Origin of the sequence: Acinetobacter sp. ANC 3882 (assembly GCF_022549545.1) — a bacterium.
Lineage (GTDB): Bacteria > Pseudomonadota > Gammaproteobacteria > Pseudomonadales > Moraxellaceae > Acinetobacter.
The window spans coordinates 63,206-83,988 of record NZ_JAKZGB010000003.1 but is presented as its reverse complement, the minus strand read 5'-3'; the positions used below and the strand labels follow the sequence as shown (position 1 = coordinate 83,988).

Annotated in this window: 20 protein-coding genes and 2 tRNA genes; 10 read left to right on the top strand and 12 right to left on the bottom strand. The window is 40.3% G+C overall.

Going from position 1 to position 20,783, the window contains the following annotated elements:
• Positions 1-64 precede the first annotated feature (64 nt).
• Complete coding sequence (estB, locus tag MMO42_RS07935; protein WP_005295733.1) at positions 65-1,009, top strand: esterase EstB; 945 nt, start codon at positions 65-67, stop codon at positions 1,007-1,009.
• A 6-nt stretch (positions 1,010-1,015) separates the two neighbouring features.
• Complete coding sequence (gene oxyR, locus MMO42_RS07930; RefSeq protein WP_005145424.1) at positions 1,016-1,921, top strand: LysR family transcriptional regulator OxyR; 906 nt, start codon at positions 1,016-1,018, stop codon at positions 1,919-1,921.
• A gap of 57 nt (positions 1,922-1,978) precedes the next feature.
• Here the strand turns inward: oxyR and dusB are convergent, their stop codons facing one another.
• Positions 1,979-3,004, bottom strand: coding sequence for a tRNA dihydrouridine synthase DusB (gene dusB / locus MMO42_RS07925; RefSeq protein WP_241319981.1), 1,026 nt, complete (start codon positions 3,002-3,004; stop codon positions 1,979-1,981).
• An 82-nt stretch (positions 3,005-3,086) separates the two neighbouring features.
• On the opposite strand from dusB, the gene MMO42_RS07920 reads away from it, so the two are divergent.
• Both MMO42_RS07920 and MMO42_RS07915 read left to right on the top strand, forming a co-directional pair.
• Positions 3,087-4,295 carry a DUF1615 family protein gene (locus tag MMO42_RS07920; RefSeq protein ID WP_241319980.1) on the top strand — a complete coding sequence of 403 codons (1,209 nt, stop codon included), beginning with the start codon at positions 3,087-3,089 and terminating at the stop codon, positions 4,293-4,295.
• A complete protein-coding gene (locus tag MMO42_RS07915) occupies positions 4,262-4,936 on the top strand; it encodes an HAD-IB family hydrolase (protein ID WP_241319979.1) in 675 nt (224 codons plus the stop codon). Before MMO42_RS07920 ends, MMO42_RS07915 begins: the two co-directional genes overlap by 34 nt.
• A gap of 25 nt (positions 4,937-4,961) precedes the next feature.
• Here the strand turns inward: MMO42_RS07915 and proB are convergent, their stop codons facing one another.
• The 8 genes from proB to uvrB all read right to left on the bottom strand — a co-directional run bounded on the left by proB (position 4,962) and on the right by uvrB (position 14,576).
• The gene (gene proB, locus MMO42_RS07910; RefSeq protein ID WP_241319978.1) at positions 4,962-6,095 is read right to left on the bottom strand and encodes a glutamate 5-kinase; all 1,134 of its coding nucleotides are present in this window, start codon (positions 6,093-6,095) and stop codon (positions 4,962-4,964) included.
• A gap of 15 nt (positions 6,096-6,110) precedes the next feature.
• Entirely contained in the window at positions 6,111-7,325 is a 1,215-nt protein-coding gene (cgtA, locus tag MMO42_RS07905; RefSeq protein WP_241319977.1) for an Obg family GTPase CgtA, read from the bottom strand.
• Positions 7,326-7,517: 192 nt separating this feature from the next.
• On the bottom strand, positions 7,518-8,198 hold the full coding sequence (locus tag MMO42_RS07900) for a hypothetical protein (RefSeq protein ID WP_241319976.1): 681 nt from the start codon (positions 8,196-8,198) through the stop codon (positions 7,518-7,520).
• Positions 8,198-8,941, bottom strand: a complete 744-nt coding sequence (locus MMO42_RS07895) for an MFS transporter (RefSeq protein ID WP_241319975.1) — start codon at positions 8,939-8,941, stop codon at positions 8,198-8,200. The genes MMO42_RS07900 and MMO42_RS07895 overlap by 1 nt, the downstream gene beginning before the upstream one ends.
• 135 nt (positions 8,942-9,076) lie before the next feature.
• Positions 9,077-10,534 (bottom strand): glyceraldehyde-3-phosphate dehydrogenase, encoded by a 1,458-nt coding sequence (locus tag MMO42_RS07890; RefSeq protein WP_241319974.1) that lies wholly within the window; start codon positions 10,532-10,534, stop codon positions 9,077-9,079.
• A gap of 268 nt (positions 10,535-10,802) precedes the next feature.
• Entirely contained in the window at positions 10,803-11,744 is a 942-nt protein-coding gene (gene rarD / locus MMO42_RS07885; protein ID WP_241319973.1) for an EamA family transporter RarD, read from the bottom strand.
• Between the two features lie 102 nt (positions 11,745-11,846).
• Positions 11,847-12,431: a lipocalin family protein gene (locus MMO42_RS07880; protein ID WP_241319972.1), complete on the bottom strand. Its 585-nt coding sequence runs from the start codon at positions 12,429-12,431 to the stop codon at positions 11,847-11,849.
• 120 nt (positions 12,432-12,551) lie between these two features.
• Positions 12,552-14,576: an excinuclease ABC subunit UvrB gene (uvrB, locus tag MMO42_RS07875; RefSeq protein WP_241319971.1), complete on the bottom strand. Its 2,025-nt coding sequence runs from the start codon at positions 14,574-14,576 to the stop codon at positions 12,552-12,554.
• Positions 14,577-14,826: 250 nt separating this feature from the next.
• Here uvrB and MMO42_RS07870 point away from each other — a divergent pair, with 250 nt between their 5' ends.
• On the top strand, positions 14,827-15,978 hold the full coding sequence (locus MMO42_RS07870) for a GGDEF domain-containing protein (RefSeq protein WP_241319970.1): 1,152 nt from the start codon (positions 14,827-14,829) through the stop codon (positions 15,976-15,978).
• A 160-nt stretch (positions 15,979-16,138) separates the two neighbouring features.
• The gene (locus MMO42_RS07865) at positions 16,139-16,933 is read left to right on the top strand and encodes a hypothetical protein (RefSeq protein ID WP_241319969.1); all 795 of its coding nucleotides are present in this window, start codon (positions 16,139-16,141) and stop codon (positions 16,931-16,933) included.
• Between the two features lie 37 nt (positions 16,934-16,970).
• Here the strand turns inward: MMO42_RS07865 and MMO42_RS07860 are convergent, their stop codons facing one another.
• Complete coding sequence (locus MMO42_RS07860; RefSeq protein WP_241319968.1) at positions 16,971-17,150, bottom strand: hypothetical protein; 180 nt, start codon at positions 17,148-17,150, stop codon at positions 16,971-16,973.
• Between the two features lie 213 nt (positions 17,151-17,363).
• Between MMO42_RS07860 and MMO42_RS07855 the strand changes: the two genes are divergently transcribed.
• On the top strand, positions 17,364-18,599 hold the full coding sequence (locus tag MMO42_RS07855; RefSeq protein ID WP_241319967.1) for a pyridoxal phosphate-dependent aminotransferase: 1,236 nt from the start codon (positions 17,364-17,366) through the stop codon (positions 18,597-18,599).
• Positions 18,600-18,676: 77 nt separating this feature from the next.
• Here MMO42_RS07855 and MMO42_RS07850 read toward each other — a convergent pair whose 3' ends face one another.
• Positions 18,677-19,096, bottom strand: coding sequence for a GFA family protein (locus tag MMO42_RS07850; RefSeq protein ID WP_241319966.1), 420 nt, complete (start codon positions 19,094-19,096; stop codon positions 18,677-18,679).
• 182 nt (positions 19,097-19,278) lie between these two features.
• On the opposite strand from MMO42_RS07850, the gene MMO42_RS07845 reads away from it, so the two are divergent.
• Entirely contained in the window at positions 19,279-19,716 is a 438-nt protein-coding gene (locus MMO42_RS07845) for a PaaI family thioesterase (RefSeq protein ID WP_241319965.1), read from the top strand.
• 36 nt (positions 19,717-19,752) lie between these two features.
• Here MMO42_RS07845 and MMO42_RS07840 read toward each other — a convergent pair whose 3' ends face one another.
• Entirely contained in the window at positions 19,753-20,184 is a 432-nt protein-coding gene (locus tag MMO42_RS07840) for a hypothetical protein (protein WP_241320267.1), read from the bottom strand.
• 236 nt (positions 20,185-20,420) lie between these two features.
• On the opposite strand from MMO42_RS07840, the gene MMO42_RS07835 reads away from it, so the two are divergent.
• Together MMO42_RS07835 and MMO42_RS07830 are read left to right on the top strand one after the other, a co-directional pair.
• Positions 20,421-20,496: transfer RNA gene (locus MMO42_RS07835), tRNA-Asn, on the top strand.
• Positions 20,497-20,699: 203 nt separating this feature from the next.
• A tRNA-Asn gene (locus MMO42_RS07830) sits at positions 20,700-20,775 on the top strand.
• The last annotated feature ends 8 nt before the right edge of the window (positions 20,776-20,783 follow it).

The following is a 20,783-nucleotide window of genomic DNA, read 5'->3' as shown; positions in this document are numbered from 1 at the left end:
TTGAGAATAGAATTTCCTTCAAACTCTCTGAGCAATAAGAAGAATACTATTTGGAACGAAGATCATGAACAGTGCCCTCCAATTTAACGTGTCGCCCTATGCTTCTTTTATGCAGGAAACCAAAGTTACTTTGGGCAATGGCATTGAACTACATGTTGAAATGGGTGGTAATCCAGAGCATCCAACAATCTTATTGATCATGGGCTTAGGCGCACAAATGCTGTTTTGGCCTGATTTCTTCTGTAAGGCATTAATCGACCAAGGTTTCCGCGTTGTTCGCTTTGATAATCGTGATATCGGTTTATCTTCTAAAATTCGCAATAAAGGCAAACGACTGAATACCATGAAACTGATGAGTCGCTTCATGTTTGGTCTGAGCAATGAAGGTGCACCTTATACTTTATATGATATGGCCGACGATGTAGCGATGCTGATTGATCAATTAGGCATAGAGAAAGCCTACATTATTGGTGCCTCAATGGGCGGAATGATTTCACAGATTGTTGCTGCGAAATATCCAGAAAAAGTAGAAAAAATAGGTTTACTCTTTACCAGTAATAATCAACCATTTTTACCTCCCCCTTTTCCAAAGCAGCTTTTTAGCTTATTGGGTAAACCTGAAGGGCATGATGAAGAAACAATTATTAATCATAGTTTAAATGTTTTCCGTATTATCGGTTCCCCTGGTTATGTCAATCCAGTCGAATCAATTCAAACGATTCGCAAATTATATAGACGTAGTTTTTATCCAGCGGGTGTACTTCAACAATTTTTAGCAATATTATGTACAGGTTCTTTGTTACCATTGAACAAGACGATTACTCAGCCGACCTTGGTTGTACACGGATCAAAAGATCGCCTGTTACCGCCAAGTCACGGGAAAGCTGTTGCAAAAGCAATTTCTGGTGCTAAGTTTGAATTAATTCAAGGAATGGGGCATGATATTCCTGCACATTTCATTCCGCAACTTAGTGGTTTGTTTACTCACCACTTTAGATCATCACACTAGGACACTATGGCTGCATTACCCTCATTAAGACAGCTATCATATTTAGTTACGTTGTCAGAAACTTTACATTTTACTGAAGCAGCGCGTCGTTCCTTTGTCACCCAGTCAACACTGTCTGGTGGCATCATGGAATTGGAGCGTTTATTAGGTGGCGTCTTAGTTGAGCGTGATCGTCAAAACGTCCGTTTAACCCCATTAGGTGAGCAAGTCGTGGCTCGAGCGCGAGTGTTGCTTGCCGATGCCCAAGACCTGATGCGTTTAAGTCGAGAGATGAGTGAACCATTAACGGGCGATTTGCATCTCGGTATTATTCCAACAATTGCACCTTTTATTCTGACTCAACTCTTAGATGAAGTTCATCAGCAATTGCCGAAAATCCAACTACACTTGCATGAAGCTCAAAGTGAGAAGATTGTAGAGAAGTTAGAACACGGTAATTTAGACATGATTGTGCTTGCGCTTCCGTTTGATACGCGCAGTCTAAAAGTTGCCGAAATTGCAAAAGAGCACCTGTTCCTTGTGTATAACAAGAAAGACACCAATGCTGCCAATGCCAACTCATTAGATGACTTAGATTTATCTCGTTTAATGTTGCTTGAGGAAGGACATTGCTTACGTGATCATGCTTTAAGTGCCTGCCCTGTGGGTGAGCGTAAGAATGATCATCGCTTAAAAGCGAGTTCATTACCAACACTGGTTGAAATGGTATCGTCTGATTTAGGCTTTACCCTTTTACCTGAAATCGCACTCAAAAACAGCATGATTCACTTCAATGAAGAGATTGATGTGAAAGCAATTGAAGCTGCACCAAGCCGTACATTGGCTTTAGTGACCCGTAAAAGCACACCATTACAAAGTGAATTTGATGTGATCTTGCAAATTCTGCAAAAAATCACGGCTCATTTATCGTAATAAAAAAGCCTGTAATTCAGATTGAATTACAGGCTTTTTCTTCATCAATAACAATAATTATTGAATCTCTAATAAATTCACTTGTTCAACTTGTACATCGCTCATACGTAAGCCTTGATCCAGCAACTGATCAAAATACCCTTCAACCACTTTAGCCTGATCAGCTGTACTTTCAACTTTATACATATTCTGGCGAAATTCATTACTTGAACGTAAGCCCTTGGTGTACCAAGCAATATGCTTACGCGCAATACGACAGCCTGAGTATTCACCATAGAACTGATACAATTCAGCCAAATGTCCCAATAGAACAGCTTTGACTTCTGCAATATCAGGTGCAGCCAAATGCTCACCTGTTTCTAAATAATGGGCAACTTCTCGGAATATCCAAGGCCGGCCTTGGGCAGCACGACCAATCATAATGGCATCTGCTCCCGTATAGTCCAGCACATATTGGGCTTTTTCAGGGCTATCAATATCCCCATTGGCAATCAATGGGATATCAATCAATTCTTTCACCTGCTTAATCAGTTCATAACGTGCAGTATTCAAATACATGTCTTCACGGGTTCGTCCGTGCAAGGCCAAGGCTGCTATCCCCGCTTCTTCTGCACGTTTCGCGACACGCAAGATATTTTCATGGCCATTTAAAAAACCCAATCGGGTTTTTAACGTCACTGGTACATCAACCGCTGTGACCACTGCATCGAGAATACGTGCAACTAAATCTTCATCTTGTAATAACGCTGAACCCGCAAGTTTGTTACACACCTTTTTAGCAGGGCAACCCATATTGATATCAACAATTTGTGCGCCATTGGCCACTTGGTAGCGTGCCGCTTCAGCAAGCTGTTCAGGATCAGAACCTGCGATTTGTGCGGAGATTGGTGCAAGCTCACCATCAAAATTGGCCCGATAGAGACTCTTTTTACTCATGCGCAGAGTCTTATCTGCAGTCATCATTTCACTAACCGCATGCCCTGCACCAAAGTACTTACACAGTGTTCTAAATGGGCGGTCTGTTACGCCAGCCATCGGAGCAACGACCAAATTATTTGACAGTTGATATGGACCAATATACATATATTTTCTTACAATTTCTGATCAACATAGTATACTTCATTCGCCCGTTCGGCTCATCTTTTTGTGCGGTGTTGTCTTCATTATGAACAAATCGTTTTCGACTCGTCCTCTATTCAAAACATTTAGCCTATTGGCAATCAGCATAAGCTTAGCGGCTTGTGGTGATAATGCTTGGTGGTCAAATAATAAAGAACCCGAAATGAAGGCAGAGCAAATTACAAAAGTGCTGCCACCACGCGTAAATGATCGTCAGTCCTGGTCGCAAGATATTTTTGATATCATGCAGCAACTGAGCATTCCCAAAACCAAGCAAAATGTATGCAGCATTGTGGCTGTGGTCGATCAAGAGTCTAACTTTGTCGCTGATCCTGCTGTGCCAGGCTTAGGTGAAAAAGCCGTTCAGGAAATCAATACCCGACTCAAAGAGAAATTTGAAGCTAAATTAGGTGAAACCATTGGCGGCACAGTGGCTGGTTATTTTGAGGATGTGCTCAAAAACCAACCTTCACTAGAAAATAACTACATGAGCCAAATGCGCAAAGTAAAAACTGAGCGTGAACTCGACCTGCTCTACCGTGAAATTTTTGACTATATGTCGAAGCATTATCATGTCAGTGCATTAACAGGCGCTGCAAAACTGGTTGGACAAGATATTGGCGAGAAAATGAATCCGATTACCACCTTGGGTTCAATGCAAGTGCATATCAATTATGCCAAAGAACATAAGCGTCAAAGTGGTAATATTGCCGAACTGCGTGATGACCTGTATACCCAATATGGCGGTTTGTATTACGGTATTCACCGTTTAATGGAATATTCTGCTGATTATGACAAAGCCATCTATCGTTTTGCTGATTACAACTCAGGTATGTTCTCGAGTCGTAATGCTGCTTTTCAAAAAATGCTTGAAGTTATACAAGGTAAAGACCTTGATTTAGATGGTGATTTATTACTTTACAATAAAGATGGGAATGTACAATCAGCACTGAGCCAATCCGAAAAAGAAGTGATATCAGCGTTTACCAACAATAAGATTTTAGTTACTCCGCGCCAAATTCGTGCGGATTTAAAGAAAGAAAAAGAGAAGAAGTTCGAAGATACGCAAACTTATTTAGCCATTCAAAAGTTGTATCAAAATAAAACCAATAAAGAACCGATTTATGCAATTATGCCTGAAGTCGTTATTTCTGGCCCTAAACTTAGCCGCGATTACAATACCAATTGGTTCGCCAGTCGCGTAAATGGACGATATGAAACATGCATGCAAAGAGCGAAACGCATAAAACTCTAAACCTTGCTTTATTTGATTTCGATGGGACACTTTATCCAAGAGACAGTTTCACTGGATTTATTTTCTTTGCGCTTTCAAAGCGTCACATTATTAAAAGAGGCTTGAAAATCCTACCATGGATTCAAGCCTATTATTTACGTCTCTACCCTGCACATGCCATGCGACCACGCCTATTTGAAACCATGTTTAAAGATATTCCTGCTGACGTGGTTGAAAAATTAGCCCAAGAATATGCGCAAAAACTGTTAAAAAAATTGGATCAGGATTTATTGAGCCAGCTGCAACAACACCAACAACGTGGTGACCATATTGTTTTAGTGTCTGCCTCAGTCGATCTTTATCTGGCCCCAATCTGTGAATTTCTGAATATTGATTTAATTTGCACGCAAACTGAAGCCCAAGACGGACTTTTAACAGGTAGTTACAGCTCAGAAGATTGCAGTTGTGAACAAAAGAAAATACGTATTTTGCAAAACTACAATTTAGATGACTATCACGCTATTTATGCCTATGGAAATAGTGAAGAAGATCTGGATATGCTTTCACTGGCAGATCATGCCTATATGATGGGTGAAGAAAAAGTATTGCCCCCATTAGAACCCAGCCACTTAAAAACAATAGATATAAAAAAGCCCGCTTGATGCGAGCTTTTTTATTGATGGTAATTTAATAAATCGCCATATGATCACGATGAATCATTTCTAGCGAACGTGCTTCACCGAGAACTTGATAGACTTTTTCCGAAGATAAACCTTTGATCATTTCCGCGGAACGTGAACTAAAATTTACACGTCCAACCGCGATACGACCGCCATGTTTATCAACACACTCCACTATATCGCCACGATCAAAATGCCCTTCAATCGCTTTTACACCAACAGGTAACAAACTACGATGCTTAAGCTTAATGGCTTCAACAGCACCATCATCAATCACTAAACGGCCCGCAGTTTGTAAGTGTGCAGCCAACCATTGCTGATGCGCTGTGACGCGATCATTATCGGTGGTAAATAAAGTACCCAACATCTCGCCCGCCATTAAGCGAGCAAGCACATGGTCACTTTCACCACTAGCAATCAAAGTTGGACAACCTGAGCGTGCCGCAAGACGTGCCGCACGAACTTTCGTCACCATGCCACCACGACCAAGCACACCACCGCCGCCAGCCATTTCAAACAAGCTGTCATCGAGCGCTCGAACGGCTGAGAACAGTTTTGCATTTGGATTGCTGCGTGGATCTGAATCAAACATGCCTTGCTGATCCGTGAGGATAATCAGCAATTCTGCTTGAACCTGCCCTGCAACCATCGCGGCCAAAGTATCATTATCGCCAAAACGGATTTCATCGGTTGAAACCGTGTCATTTTCATTAATGACTGGAATCACACGCCAATCGATCAAGTTCTGCAAAGCATCACATGAGTTGAGATAACGACGACGATCGGCAAGATCATCATGTGTCAGTAAAACCTGTGCTGTCTGGATGCCATGTTGATCAAGTACACTTGACCAAGTATGGATCAGGCCCATTTGACCAATGGCTGCACAAGCTTGCAAACTGGGTAGATCAGTGGGTCGACTCGCAAGTTTCATGCGTACCATCCCTTCTGCGACTGCACCTGAAGACACGAGAATAATTTCATGTCCAGCATTGTGTAGATCTGCAATTTGTTTCGCCCAATGCGAAATTGCATTTAAATCTAAACCTTGCCCATTTGCAGTGAGTAAAGATGATCCGATTTTAACAACGATTCGTTTACACGCATTGAGCTGACGTTGCCCATCGACCACTTCTATCATTTTTCCCTCGGTTTACTAGTCACGAATGTAGACGCTTTCTACATCACCATCGTCTTCATCATCAAAGTCTTCATCATCATCCAAGCCTTCTTCACGCTGAGCCTTACGCATAGCACGATACGCTTCTTTTGCTGCGATGGTTTGCTCACGTGTCTCAGACTCAAGCTGTTCACGGAATGCTTTAACTTCTGCTGCATACTCTGGATCTTCAACTTCTCGCTCACGTTGTTGTTCGATTTGATCCATCAAGTAATACACAACTTCTTTGGTCCCTTCTGACATAAGACCAGAAGTTTTAAATACAGGACCTTCCCATTGCAATTCATCAAGAATGTGCTGACACCACTCTTCTCTTGATTCTTCAGGGAGTTGGTCAAGTTTGTTTAGTACAAGAACCACTGGAAGTTTTGCCAAAGTTGGTGAAAATTTTACTAACTCACCTAAAATCGCTTTTGCATTATGCGCAGGATCTGAACCATCAATCGGTTGAACATCAACGATATGCAACAGGATACGGGTACGCGCCAAGTGCTTAAGGAAGCGAATCCCTAAACCAGCACCTTCTGCCGCACCTTCGATCAACCCAGGAATATCCGCCATAACAAACGAGCGATGACGATCCGCATCGACCACACCTAAGTTAGGCACCATTGTGGTAAATGGATAATCTGCAACTTTTGGTTTTGCCGCACTAATGGCACGAATGAAGGTTGATTTACCGGCATTTGGCATACCCAGCAAGCCAACATCGGCAAGTACTTTCAACTCTAAACGCACTTCACGATATTCACCTTTGATACCGTGTGTACATTTACGTGGCGAACGGTTGGTTGATGATTTAAAGTGAGTATTCCCTAAACCACCATCACCACCATGCGCAACTTTTACACGTTGGCCATCAGCAACCAAGTCACCAATGATGTCACCTGATTCAGTATCAACAATGGTTGTACCGACTGGCACTTTTAAAATAATGTCTTCACCGCCACGGCCAGAACAGTTCGCACCCGAACCATTTTTACCGCGCTCTGCACGATATCGGCGTGTATAGCGATAATCTACCAGCGTGCTGGTATCATCATCGGCTTGAATATAAACACTTCCACCACGTCCCCCGTCTCCACCATCTGGACCACCAAAAGGGACAAATTTTTCACGGCGAAAACTGGCTACGCCATTGCCACCGTCGCCAGCCTCTACGGTAATGACTGCTTCATCAACAAAGCGCATGTGCCAATCCTCTGAATTCTGTAAAACGGGCTATTTTGCCACATTTTAATAAAATTCTCGAATAGAAAAATCAGCAAATTGATTTTTTTAAATTTATTATTCGTTCAACATTTCATTTCGCTATTTTAAGGTCTGTAAAACAACATAAATATCGAGCCTAAAATATTCAGGAGATATGGAATGTATAAGCAGCTACGGTCTCACATTCTTCAAAGGCAACTCCATTTGCATATCTAAATTGGCTTTGGTCTGTTGCACCGAGTTATACATGATCGCATCAAAGGAAGAAATCTTACTCATATTAATCGCATCATTCATATAAAAGCTTGGTTTAAATTGATGCTTCACTGGCAAATCAACTGTTTCATCAAAAGCAAAATATACTGGCCCGTCAAACACAATTTTCACTGGCACGGTATAGGTTCTTTTCAGTTGAAATGGAATATCCAATTTCACTGGAATATTCAGACTCAAAGGAAACTTAGGCAATAATTTATTTTGATAGATCAAATCTGTACTGGTTTCAATCGGCACAACTTCATCCACTTTCAGCATGGTTTCATAATTGATATCCACCGTGATCGGGGTTTCAACTTCAAAACTCAGATCAGCCAAATATTTACCTTTTAACGGCAATTGCAAGCTACGATCAATATTTAAAACCGTATTCAATTGACCTTCTGATTTTACGCGTAAATGATCACCCACCTGAATCTTGGTTCCCAATGACTTAGGTAAACGAATATCCGCCTGCTGTGCTGAAACGATCAAAGAAGCCTGTATATTCAGATAGAACCAAAACAAAATCGCCACCAAGGTGGTCACAATCACAAAACTGATTAAAAAACTTTTGAGTGTTTTTGGCATTTCCATTACTCACCTGCTTTTACATCATTTTGAGTGACGGGAGCTTCTACAGGCTGAGTTTTGACACGATCCAAATACATGGTTGATAAAGGAATCTTTAATTCACCCTGCGCGATTTTGACAGGTAACGTATTTTTTACATCCACTGTAGCATTGAGTTCAGAGGTAATCGGAACATTCAAATTGCCTTGAATTGGAATATTAGCATTCAGTTGCGCTTTCAACGGAATATTTAAATTTTCCTTGAGTACAGTACGGACAGGCGCATCAAATTTTAAATGTACTTTTTGCTGTAACGGTACTTGAATATCGATTGGAACATCAAGCTGTAGAGGAATTGAACCCTTCAAAGGCAAAGTCACATCTTTACCTAAAATCTTTACCTGAACTTTGGTATCGATTGGCAAACTTTGATTGACTTTAATGGTTTCCTTGACTGGAATCGTCGTACTAATCGGAACCACATTATCAAAATAAACTCGTGGTGTGAGTGTTTGAGTTAAAGGAACATTCAGTTGTTCATTGATTGGAATTTTTGCATCAACACGTCCATTGATATCAACATTTAAAGCATCTTTGACTTTTACCCGTACCTGCAAAGGCTCTTGTAAATCGATGGCGACATCTTGATTCTTCAACGGAATATAAATATTAAAATGCTTGAATACCCACATTGCGATATACACACCACATAAGTTGGCCACCACAATTAAAGCAAATACGATAAATAAACGTCTAAACTGCAACAATGAATGATTCCTTGATTAATTATGTCCCTTTTCCATCATTCTCATCGATTTTTATGTTTTATTCAGCATATATTCTGTACAGTCAATAAAAAGCCCAGTCAAACTGGGCTTTTTATTTATCGCTCTATAAACAAATTATGCATTTGTTTCAGCAGGAATTTTTGTATAGCTTACACCACACATTTGTTCAGCGATACGTAATACTTGGCAGCTATAACCTACTTCGTTATCGTACCAAACATAAGCGGTTAAACGAGTACCTGAAGTGATTGTCGCTTGCGCATCAAACACACCCGCTGTACGAGAACCGATAAAGTCACTTGATACAACTTCAGTCGAGTTTGTATAACCAATCTGACCTTGTAAGCTAGAGTTGATCGAGATTTGACGAATGTATTCGTTCACTTCTTCACGATCTACTTCTTTCTCCAGGTTTAAGTTCAAGATTGCAAGCGAAACGTTTGGTGTTGGAACACGTACAGAATTACCTGTTAACTTGCCTTTAAGGCCAGGTAAAGCTTTAGCAACTGCTTTTGCAGCACCAGTTTCTGTAATCACCATGTTCAACGTTGCAGCACGACCACGACGATCAGCTTTATGGTAGTTATCAATCAAGTTTTGGTCATTGGTGAAAGAGTGAACTGTTTCAACGTGACCATTTAATACTTTGTATTTGTCGTCTAAAACTTTTAATACAGGTGTAATTGCGTTCGTTGTACAGCTTGCAGCTGAGATGATTTTGTCTTCATCTAAAATATCAGTGTTGTTCACACCAAATACAACGTTCTTCATTTCGCCTTTACTTGGTGCAGTCAATACCACACGTGCAACGCCTGCACATTTCAAGTGTTGGCTCAGGCCTTCAGCATCACGCCATTTACCTGTGTTGTCGATCAGAAGCGCATTTTCAATACCATAAGCGGTGTAGTCCACTTCGCTTGGGCTTGAAGCATAAATCACTTTGATGAACTGACCGTTTGCAATGATTGCTTCGTTTTCTTCATCTACAGAAATCGTACCATCAAAGGTACCGTGAATAGAGTCACGACGTAATAATGAAGCACGTTTCGCCAAGTCACCATCCGATGATTTACGAACAACGATTGCTTTAAGGCTTAAACCACGGCCTAAACCAGATTGGCTGATGATTAAACGCGCTAAGATACGACCAATACGACCAAAACCATAAAGAACAACATCTTTAGGCGCAGCAGCAGTCTCTTTACCTTGAATTGAAGCAACAGCATTTGCAACAAAAGCGTCAACATCACCGCCTGCATTTTTGAATTCAACTGCAAGTTTACCGATATCAACTTCAGCAGAACCGATGTTCTCAACTTTCATTAACGCTTCCAAAATTGGGAAGGTATTTACAACAGAAAGTTCAACATCAAGCATACGTGTACGACGATGTGTTTTTAAAATCTGGATTACTGAACGGTTGATTAAAGAACGACCGTAAACAGAAACAACAATATTTTTCTCACGATACAATTGACCGATTAAGGTAATCATACGTTCCGCGATTTCTTCACGGTTTTTCCAACGACCTTGGTGTTCTGCGTGTAGGGCAACGATTGTTTCTTTGCTCACAGTTACGTCCTCTAATTTATATATACTGGGCGTGAATTTTTAAAACGCCATTATTGTAATAGAATTATCATCAAGATTGAATCAAAAGCTGCTAAACGCGCTAAGATTTTGTCCTAATTGACTATAAATTCATAAAATACCTATAATTATTTTTGTGAATTTTGGTAAAACGAACTCGCCTTCATCACAATATGTTCAATTTAATCAACGCTTATAACAGTTTTATTGATATTTTTTGCTTCATGAAAAAGTAAATCGCAGATTTGTCCTATTTTTCATCTATCCCCACCCGTTTTGAATATTGTTTCACATTAAGGTGCAAATGCTGTTTACGTTGCTTTTGCTGTACTAAATGCACTGCACCTTCAATCACTAAAACAAGCACTGCCAACCAAATTGGAATATAAGTAAACCATTCACCTGCTCCAATTTTTTCCCCAAGCAGCATAGACACCAAGGCCAGTAAGACCGGTTCCAAATACCCCAACAAACCAAAGATGACCAGTGGAAGGTAGCGGCTGGCAAGAATATAACTGCCTAAGCCAATTGCACTGAGCAACCCAAGTCCAATCACCACAAATACCAAGCTTGGGTGTTCTAAGAATTTGAGATACGGCGTATCGCCTGTTTGAGCAAAGAAAATTGCAATGGGTAGAATCAATACTAAATCCCACCAAAACCCACCTAAATTATCCGTTTGGATTTTTTTACGAAGAATAAAATAAGCTGCATAACCGATTGCGACAAAGACTGTTTCCCAAGCAATACTGCCTAAACGCCATATTTCATGTCCAACCCCTAAAGCAGCGAGCAATACAGCGAGGTACTGAAATTTTGAAAGCTTTTCACCATATAAAACATTTCCAGCCAACACTAAGACCAAAGGCAATAAGAAATAGCCCAATGAAACCTGCAAACCTCGACCATGCATAGGTCCCCACAAAAACAGCCACAGCTGTGCCGAGGTTAAGATAGAGGTCATCATTAAAAGCAACAGAAGACGAGGTCGAGCTAAAATCCGTTTAAATATTGTTTTGATATGAATTAAATCACCGCTAAACCACATAAATAGCGTCAAAAATGGCAGTGTTGCAACAATACGCCAGCCAAAAGTTTGTTCACTATCAAATGCACCAAGCAGTTGGGTATAAAAATATAGAACCCCAAAGGTCACAGAAGCCAAAACTGAATAAGCAATTCCTTTAAACACTTTGAACCTCTGGAGTTGAGAGAATTAAAAAATATGTGATTTATCCACTATATAAAAATAAAAAAACCATGCAAGCATGGTTTTAAAACAAGTATATCTTATTTAGTGATGTTCAGGATAAATCACATCCGCAATATCATAGCCCAATGATTTAGCGTAATTTAGATATTCATGAATAATTTCTTTTTTCGGATTGGGTATACGTGAAAGTACCCATAAGTATTTTCGGCGTGGCTCTCCAACCAATACGGTTTGATAATCATTATCCAGCTTTAAAATCCAATAATCACCACGAATCACTGGCACCCAACGCACAACCTCTGGTAGAAAGCTGACACGTAATTTACTGTTAAATGGTGCATTGGCAACAAAGGCTTCACCGACACTTTGCTGTATATTGCCTTCACTGTCATAGCATTTGTTATCAACAACAATATTGCCATTTTCATTTAGGGTATAAGTTGCGGTAACGTTATAAGCGCACTTACGCTCAAAAAACATCGGTTTTCGAGCGACTTCATACCAAACACCCAAGTATTTATCGAGTTCAACTTTATCTACTGTCGGTAAAGGTTTTGCTTGCGCATAAGCAATGGTTCCAACAGCCAAACCTGTTAAGACGGCCCCACCAATCGCAATCTTTGCAAGGCGCCAACTCGCTTTCGGGAAATTTTGAATAAAAGGCATGAGAAATCCTCAAAACAGTAATTTGTTATAAATAGTCATATAGTTAGCTATTAAAAATAGCCTACTTTATAAACAAAAACTGTTGCGATATGTATCCCTTTTGAGGATTTCTCTGTCTAATTAAGATTGCAGCATATGTGCTTTTAAGCGCACGATCTCGTCACGCAATCTTGCTGCCTGTTCAAACTGAAGCTCTTTAGACGCTTTTAACATCTCTTTCTCAAGCTTGCTGATGTGCTTAGCAAACAATTTTGGATCGGATAAAAGATGCTGTTCATCCGCGCTAATCGCCCGCGCCTGCTCAAGCACATTTTCATCAATCTCATCATCAGTCAACACTTCACCAGTATCGATTTCTTTAATCGCTTGGCGCACAGCACTACGTGGCGTAATCCCATGTAATTCATTAAATTCAATTTGCTTGTTACGACGGCGATCCGTTTCATCGATTGCTTTACGCATCGAGTCGGTAATACGATCCGCATATAAAATCGCTTTACCTTTCACATTACGTGCAGCACGGCCAATGGTCTGAATTAATGAACGCTCGGAACGTAAGAAACCTTCCTTATCTGCATCCAAAATCGCAACCAAAGAAACCTCTGGCATATCCAAGCCTTCACGCAGTAAGTTAATCCCGACTAATACATCATGCACACCGGTACGTAACTCATGGATGATCTTGACTCGTTCAACGGTATCAATATCCGAATGTAGATAGGCAACTTTCACACCATATTCTTTTAAATATGAGGTTAAATCCTCAGCCATACGTTTGGTTAAAGTCGTGACCAATACACGTTCATTCAGTTGCTTACGAATATTGATTTCAGATAACACATCATCCACCTGTGTTAACACTGGACGTACTTCAATTTCAGGATCAATTAAACCAGTTGGACGCACCACCTGCTCAACAATTTGATCAGATTTTTCCAGTTCATAACGGGCAGGTGTAGCACTGACAAAAACCGTTGTTGGAACAATTCGCTCCCACTCTTCAAATTTCATCGGGCGATTGTCTAAAGCACTTGGCAAACGGAAACCATAATTGACCAAGTTTTCTTTACGCGAACGGTCACCTTTGTACATCGCACCAATCTGCGGGACGGTCACATGTGACTCATCAATAATCAGCAATGCATCTTCGGGGATATAATCAAATAAGGTTGGTGGTGCTGCTCCAGCGCTACGACCTGAAAGATGGCGTGAATAGTTTTCAATACCGTTGGTATAGCCTAGCTGTTGCATCATTTCCAAATCATAACGCGTACGCTGTTCAATCCGCTGAGCCTCTAATAATTTGTCATGCTCTTTGAAAAATTTCAGTTGATCTTTTAACTCATCTTTGATGGTATCAATAGCACGAGTTAAATGGTCTTTCGGCGTTACATAGTGACTTTTTGGATAAATAGTCACGCGAGGAACTTTACGGACCAATTTTCCTGTCAGTGGATCAAACCAACGAATCGAATCCACCTCATCATCAAATAACTCAACTCGAATCGCATCTTTGTCCGATTCCGCTGGGAAGATATCAATGATTTCACCACGAATACGATAGGTACCGCGTAAAAACTCAAGTTCATTGCGAGTATATTGCATTTCGACCAAACGGCGAATAATTTCATCACGGCTGACGCGATCGCCTTGTACGATATGCAATAACATTTGCATATAGGCATTTGGATCGCCCAAACCATAAATTGCAGAAACCGAGGCCACAATAATGGCATCACGACGTTCTAATAAAGCACGCGTTGCAGACAAACGCATCTGATCAATATGGTCATTGATAGCAGAGTCTTTTTCAATAAATGTATCTGAAGATGGCACATAGGCTTCAGGCTGATAGTAATCGTAATAACTAACGAAATACTCAACTGCATTATTGGGGAAAAATGCCTTGAACTCACCATAGAGCTGTGCGGCAAGCGTTTTATTATGTGCCATGACAATGGTTGGACGTTGCGTTTGGGCAATCACATTGGCCATGGTATAGGTTTTACCTGACCCAGTAACCCCGAGCAGCAATTGATTGCGAAAACCTTGATCGATACCGCTGACCAATTTTTCAATCGCCTGTGGTTGATCGCCCGCAGGTTGATAGTTGGTGACTAACTCAAAAGGTTGGTTTTCGCTCACGAGAGTTCTCTTTGCTGAATATGCGTTATTTATGGAGTCGATCGACCCAATTTACAATCAATTTTATCTACTTTAAATGCGAATTTTCAGATGTGTATATTAGATTTAAATTATTATTTTCGAATTCACATATTTTTTGAAGACAAAATAACAAATTTACTTAATATTTAGAAACAAAAAATATTGAATATTCATATAAAAAACATTAACCTACACCCTTTAAAAAGATCAAGAACTTTGAAATTTTTCTGTGAATTCAGTTAATACACAATATTTTATATTAATCGTTCCCAGCTGCCTATTTTTCATTGGTTTGGCATTTACATTTTCTCGCTTAATTTTCAGAGCTGATATTTTTTTACTATGGATTGGTTTGGCCTATACGATTCCATCTATTGCCCTCTTTATCCAGTGCTTAATGACCAATCCTCAACTGACTATTGCAGCCCCATTTACCGCAGTTCTTTATTTATTCGGGAGTTGGATTGGTGCCTATGCCATCAGTGTCAAACTCAATACCCCCTTCAAGCATCTTCCCGCGTTATTTCTCACTGTCTTTGCCTTTATTGCGCTCGCCTATTTTTCATATGTAAATCCGCAAATATGGTTAAGACTGATTATTTTGAATGCCACGCTAGGATTGATTGGTCTTATTAGCATTCCTGCTGTATTAAAATATCTGCCTACCAGTCAATCATTTGATCGCTGGATTTTGATTTTCTATTTGCTTAATGTTTCTTATTCCTTTTGCCGTGCCCTCATCAATTTTATATTTTTAGATAGCATTGATCGAGACCATATCATCTTAACCTCCTCAACATGGTGGTTATTAGGAATGTCGGTCAATATTATTTTAAATATTTTATTCGCAATCGTAATCAGTGGCGGTGCAGTCAAGGATGTTATTCAGCGCCTCAACAATGAACGTCTGCATGATCCGTTAACACAATTACTGAATCGCCGCGGCTTTTTCGAACAAAGTGAAAAGTTACCCTTCAATAATCAACCTTATTTTTTAGCCTGCTTAGATCTCGATCACTTTAAATCAGTGAATGACACCTGGGGACATTACATTGGTGATCAGGTCTTGCAAAAAGTAAGCCGCGTGATGCTACAGCACAAAAAACCGAATGATCTAATCGCCCGCTTTGGTGGTGAAGAATTTATTTGCTTAATCGCTGCCAAAGATGCAACTGAGGCACTTTCTCGTATAAAACAGCTGAAAGTACGACTTGAACAAGCCACGTTTACCCATCATAAAATTAAAATGACGGCCAGCTATGGCCTCACAGAGATACATGACTTTCATGAAATTGAACAAGCATTGCAACGTGCGGATGATTTGCTTTATCAAGCAAAACAGAATGGAAGAAACCAGATTTCTTTTGACTTGGTGGTGTAGATACTCGATCCAACACATTTAAAACAAGCGAATTCAGCTAAGTAAATACTCCGCCACGCCGCCCATCAAAATAAAATATAAAAGAAAAATACAAACAGCGCTTGACCCTTTTAGCAATCAACTGCAACATGAACTTATACTTTATTTCAATGATAAAAATATGGCTTACCAATACCATGACGAAACAATCGTAACGGAACTCCCAGAAGATACAGTCTTTGTTTTTGGCAGTAACTTAGCGGGTATCCATGATAGCGGTGCTGCACGCGTCGCTGCCCAGCACTTCGCTGCCGTGACAGGCGTTGGTCGTGGTTGGGCGGGCCAAACTTTTGCGATTCCAACACTGAATGAACACTTACAACAAATGCCATTGTCTCAAATCGAGCATTATGTGGATGACTTTAAAATCTACGCCAAAAACCATGCAAAAATGAAATACTTTTTGACAGCTCTAGGTTGTGGTATTGCGGGTTATAAAGTGTCAGAAATCGCGCCATTATTCAAAGGCATCCATTCGAATGTGATTTTTCCCGAATCTTTTCGCCCTTATATTGAAGAAGATGCGGTTTCACAATTTCCCAACTTAACCGCCGCAGCGGTACATGCCTTTATTACCGATGAAGTGATTTTCTACTTCAATCATGGTTATGAGTCTTTTGAAGAGGCACTGGGTAAAACCAACTTAACTGCAGCCGAAAAAGCCATTGCACTGGTGGTTTTAAATGAAGAGCTTTATCCACGTGATCGTTATGGACGCGGGCGTGAACATGAAATCAGCGATATTCTCGGCAAGCTCAACGGCAAGATTTTTAATTTCCATGACAATACTGAAGGTGCAATGATTTTTGTCAGTGTAATTATTGCCTTAATGGAACTTTACGATATTGATGAATATGATTTTATTAAACTTTGGCGTGGTGAGTTAGAAATACAGCATCCACTAAACCGCCATTAAACAATAAAAAAGCCAATCAAGATGATTGGCTTTTTTATTAACGCTTCCCCATCGAACGACGAGTACCACGTGGTGGCATCCAAGTACGATCGGCATATTGTTCAGGTTTTGGACGAACCTGATTATGCGTTGCATCCTCAGAGTCATCCTGAGCAGACGGCATAGGGAATGGTAATTGCACCAAAGCTTTTTTTGCTTTAGGTTGTTGAGCACTCATTGAAATTCTCTCGAAATCTAGATTTCTAGCCGCTATTGTAATGGATTTTTGCTGTTTTGATAAAAATAAAATATGTAAAAAAATAGAATGCGCTCGCGAGCTAAAATTTGGTAACTTTTTATGCGATTAAGGCAAGTTTCAGCCACAATCAAGTCTATTTAGGCTAAGATAACCTGCTTTTTATCTTTTAATCCCATAAGAAGGAATAATGCCGTGGACGTACGTCTCTCTGATCGTGTCAATGCCATCAAACCGTCCCCTACACTTGCAGTAACCAACAAAGCTGCTGAGCTTAAAGCTGCCGGTAAAAACGTGATTGGTTTAGGTGCAGGCGAACCAGACTTTGATACCCCTCAACATATCAAAGATGCTGCAATTGAAGCGATTAATAAAGGCTTTACCAAATATACAGCGGTAGACGGTACTCCAAGCTTAAAAAAAGCAATTATTGCGAAACTCAAACGCGATAATAATTTAGATTATCAAGCCAACCAGATTTTGGTTTCTTGTGGTGGTAAACAAAGTTTCTTTAACTTGGCACTTGCTTTGTTAAACAAAGGCGATGAAGTGATCATCCCTGCTCCGTTCTGGGTAAGCTACCCAGATATGGTGATTATCGCTGAAGGTACACCCGTTATCGTAAAATGTGGTGAAGAACAGCGTTTCAAAATCACACCAGAACAATTAGAAGCAGCAATCACAGCAAATACACGTTTGGTTGTATTAAATAGCCCGTCTAACCCAACAGGGATGATCTATACCAAAGCTGAGCTCGAAGCGTTGGCTGAAGTATTGCGTCGTCACCCACAGGTTTTTGTTGCATCTGATGACATGTACGAACCAATCCGTTGGGAAGATGAGTTCTACAACATCGCAACTGTTGCACCAGACTTATATGACCGCACGATCGTTTTAAATGGTGTATCTAAAGCCTATGCAATGACAGGCTGGCGTATTGGTTATGCAGCTGGTCCTGCAAAAATCATTGGCGCAATGAAAAAAATCCAGTCACAGTCAACCTCTAATCCGACTTCAATTTCGCAAGTTGCAGCTGAAGCCGCGTTGAATGGTCCACAAGACGTTTTACAACCGATGATTGAAGCATTTAAACGCCGTCATGATTTAGTTGTGAATGGTTTAAATGACATCAAAGGCATTTCATGCTTACCTGCTGATGGTGCTTTCTATGCTTATGCAAACATTCGTCCATTGATCCGTGCCAAAGGCTTAAAATCTTGCACAGAATTCTCTGAATGGTTGCTTGAAGAAACTGGCGTTGCTGTTGTTCCTGGTGATGCGTTTGGCTTAGGCGGATTTATGCGTATCTCTTATGCAACTGCTGACGAAGTTTTAGTCGATGCTTTAGCACGTATCAAAAAAGCGGCTGATTCAATTGATGGTGTTGATGCTGCAATTGCATCTATCCAAGCAGAAAAAGCGGCTCAATAATTTGAGTTGCAATAAAAGAAGCTTCCATTTGGAAGCTTCTTTTTATCTCTTTATTTCTAAATCAAAAATGACCAGCCCTATTCTGAGGATTCTCCGCTAAATAGTGCGACCACCTCAGCTTCGGTCATTTTCTTGGTCGAGTTTTCAAAAGCATAAAACTCAGGTTTACAATCAATATAAATTTCTAGATCAAGATTCAAATCATTCGGTGGCTCATTCAATGCAAAAGCATTGATATTGCAATAACTCTGGTCTTTGGTTCGCCAAAATAAATTGGTGCCGCAGGCATTACAAAAACCACGTTCGCCCCAAGCGGATGAGTTATACACCGACAAATGATCTTGTTTTAAAAATTTTAGACTGTCTCGCTTAACATCAATGGTCATAATCACACCACTGGTTTGTCTACGGCAGATTGAGCAGTGACAGGCATGCACATCATGATTGCTTAATTCAACTTCAAATGTGGTTTCACCACAAACGCATTGTCCGTTCATTATCATTTACCTTTTATTCAGAATTGTTATGCATGATTTTTCAAATAGCATAAAACAATCCAAATCTTTAGCAACGAACAATTTGTAAAACAGATGCTTAGTGGCTGTGATACTTGACACTTGCAACCACAAAGTCTATTTTATATACGAGTTCTATTTTGGAACTATAAAGGATAAATAAGATGAAACACCCGAAAGAAATGAACGGACTTGAATTTTTAACTGCAATGTGTGAAGGAAAAATTCCACCTGCCAGTATTAGTGAAACCATCCCAATGCAACCAGTCGAAGTTGCAGAAGGATTTATCAAATTTGAAGTTCAAGCAGATCAACGCCACCTTAATCCCTTAGGCGGTGTACATGGTGGTTTTGCTGCGACCGTACTCGATTCAGTCACTGGGTGCGCTGTTCATACACTTCTAGAAGCAGGTGTAGGTTATGGCACCATCGATCTGAATATTAAAATGTGCCGCCCTATTCCTAAAAACCAAAAGCTCATTGCAACCGGTAGCATCATCAACATGAGTAAGAACCTCGGCATTTCCGAAGGCAAGATTGTCGATGCGGATGGAAAGCTTTATGCACATGCTACCGCCACGTGCATGGTTATTCGCCCATAACAATGTTTAAGGCAGATGGGCTATTTGCTTATAGCCCTATGCAATCGCTTGAGTTGCTTGAAACTTTTTTGGGCGAATACACAAATGACTAAATACCGCATATTGCCAAATACTTTTGACCTGTACAGTAACAACCTTCTGTTCCGCAACAGACCAAGCCAGTGCTGTATTGGCACCTAAAAACAGTTCACCGCCTAACTGAAATAAATACAGCGGTGCATGCTCATCAAGTGTTGCTGTATTTTTTTGTACTAACAGATTTTTTGCATTTTCGATTTTCCATTTACTACCAAACCATAGTTGTAACAAATCACCGAGATACAAGGCTTGTTGTTTAAACGGAAAAGTATTTAAAAATGAATTTTCGACGGGCGTATAATATTGCGCAGAATCTTGAATAATTTCGAGATAATGCTCTTGATAAAATGAAAGGTTTGAAAAAATAGATTGAATGCTAAGAATCGTCATCACGATCTCCAGTTTAGCCATTTTAGTGCTGGCAAGTAGGGTTAAATCCACACTGTTTAGATGAATATCTAAACGCTCTTTCTGATTCGAATCTAGCAATAGCCTGTTCAAAGTTCAAGTTATTTTTCCTACTTTATCGTAATTGTGCAAATAAAAAGCATACGATGCAAAAATGAAAGAAACATGACACTTTTATCTTGACCAATTTTAAAAGCTGCCTATAATGGCACTCAGATTCTCCCATAGCTCAGTCGGTAGAGCGACGGACTGTTAATCCGCAGGTCCCTGGTTCGAGCCCAGGTGGGAGAGCCAAGATTCTAAAAAAGCCCAGATCACTGATCTGGGCTTTTTTATTGTATCGCTAAAATCTACACACTATTTATGATTACCAAAGCGATTCAGATGAACAAAACAGCTGAAATGCTGATAAAAAGTACAGTTAAATCAATATTTAAATTTTTTCTTATGAATCGCTTGACCACTGCCCCCTTCATGCATAGAATGCATATCCAGATTCTCCCATAGCTCAGTCGGTAGAGCGACGGACTGTTAATCCGCAGGTCCCTGGTTCGAGCCCAGGTGGGAGAGCCAAGATTCTA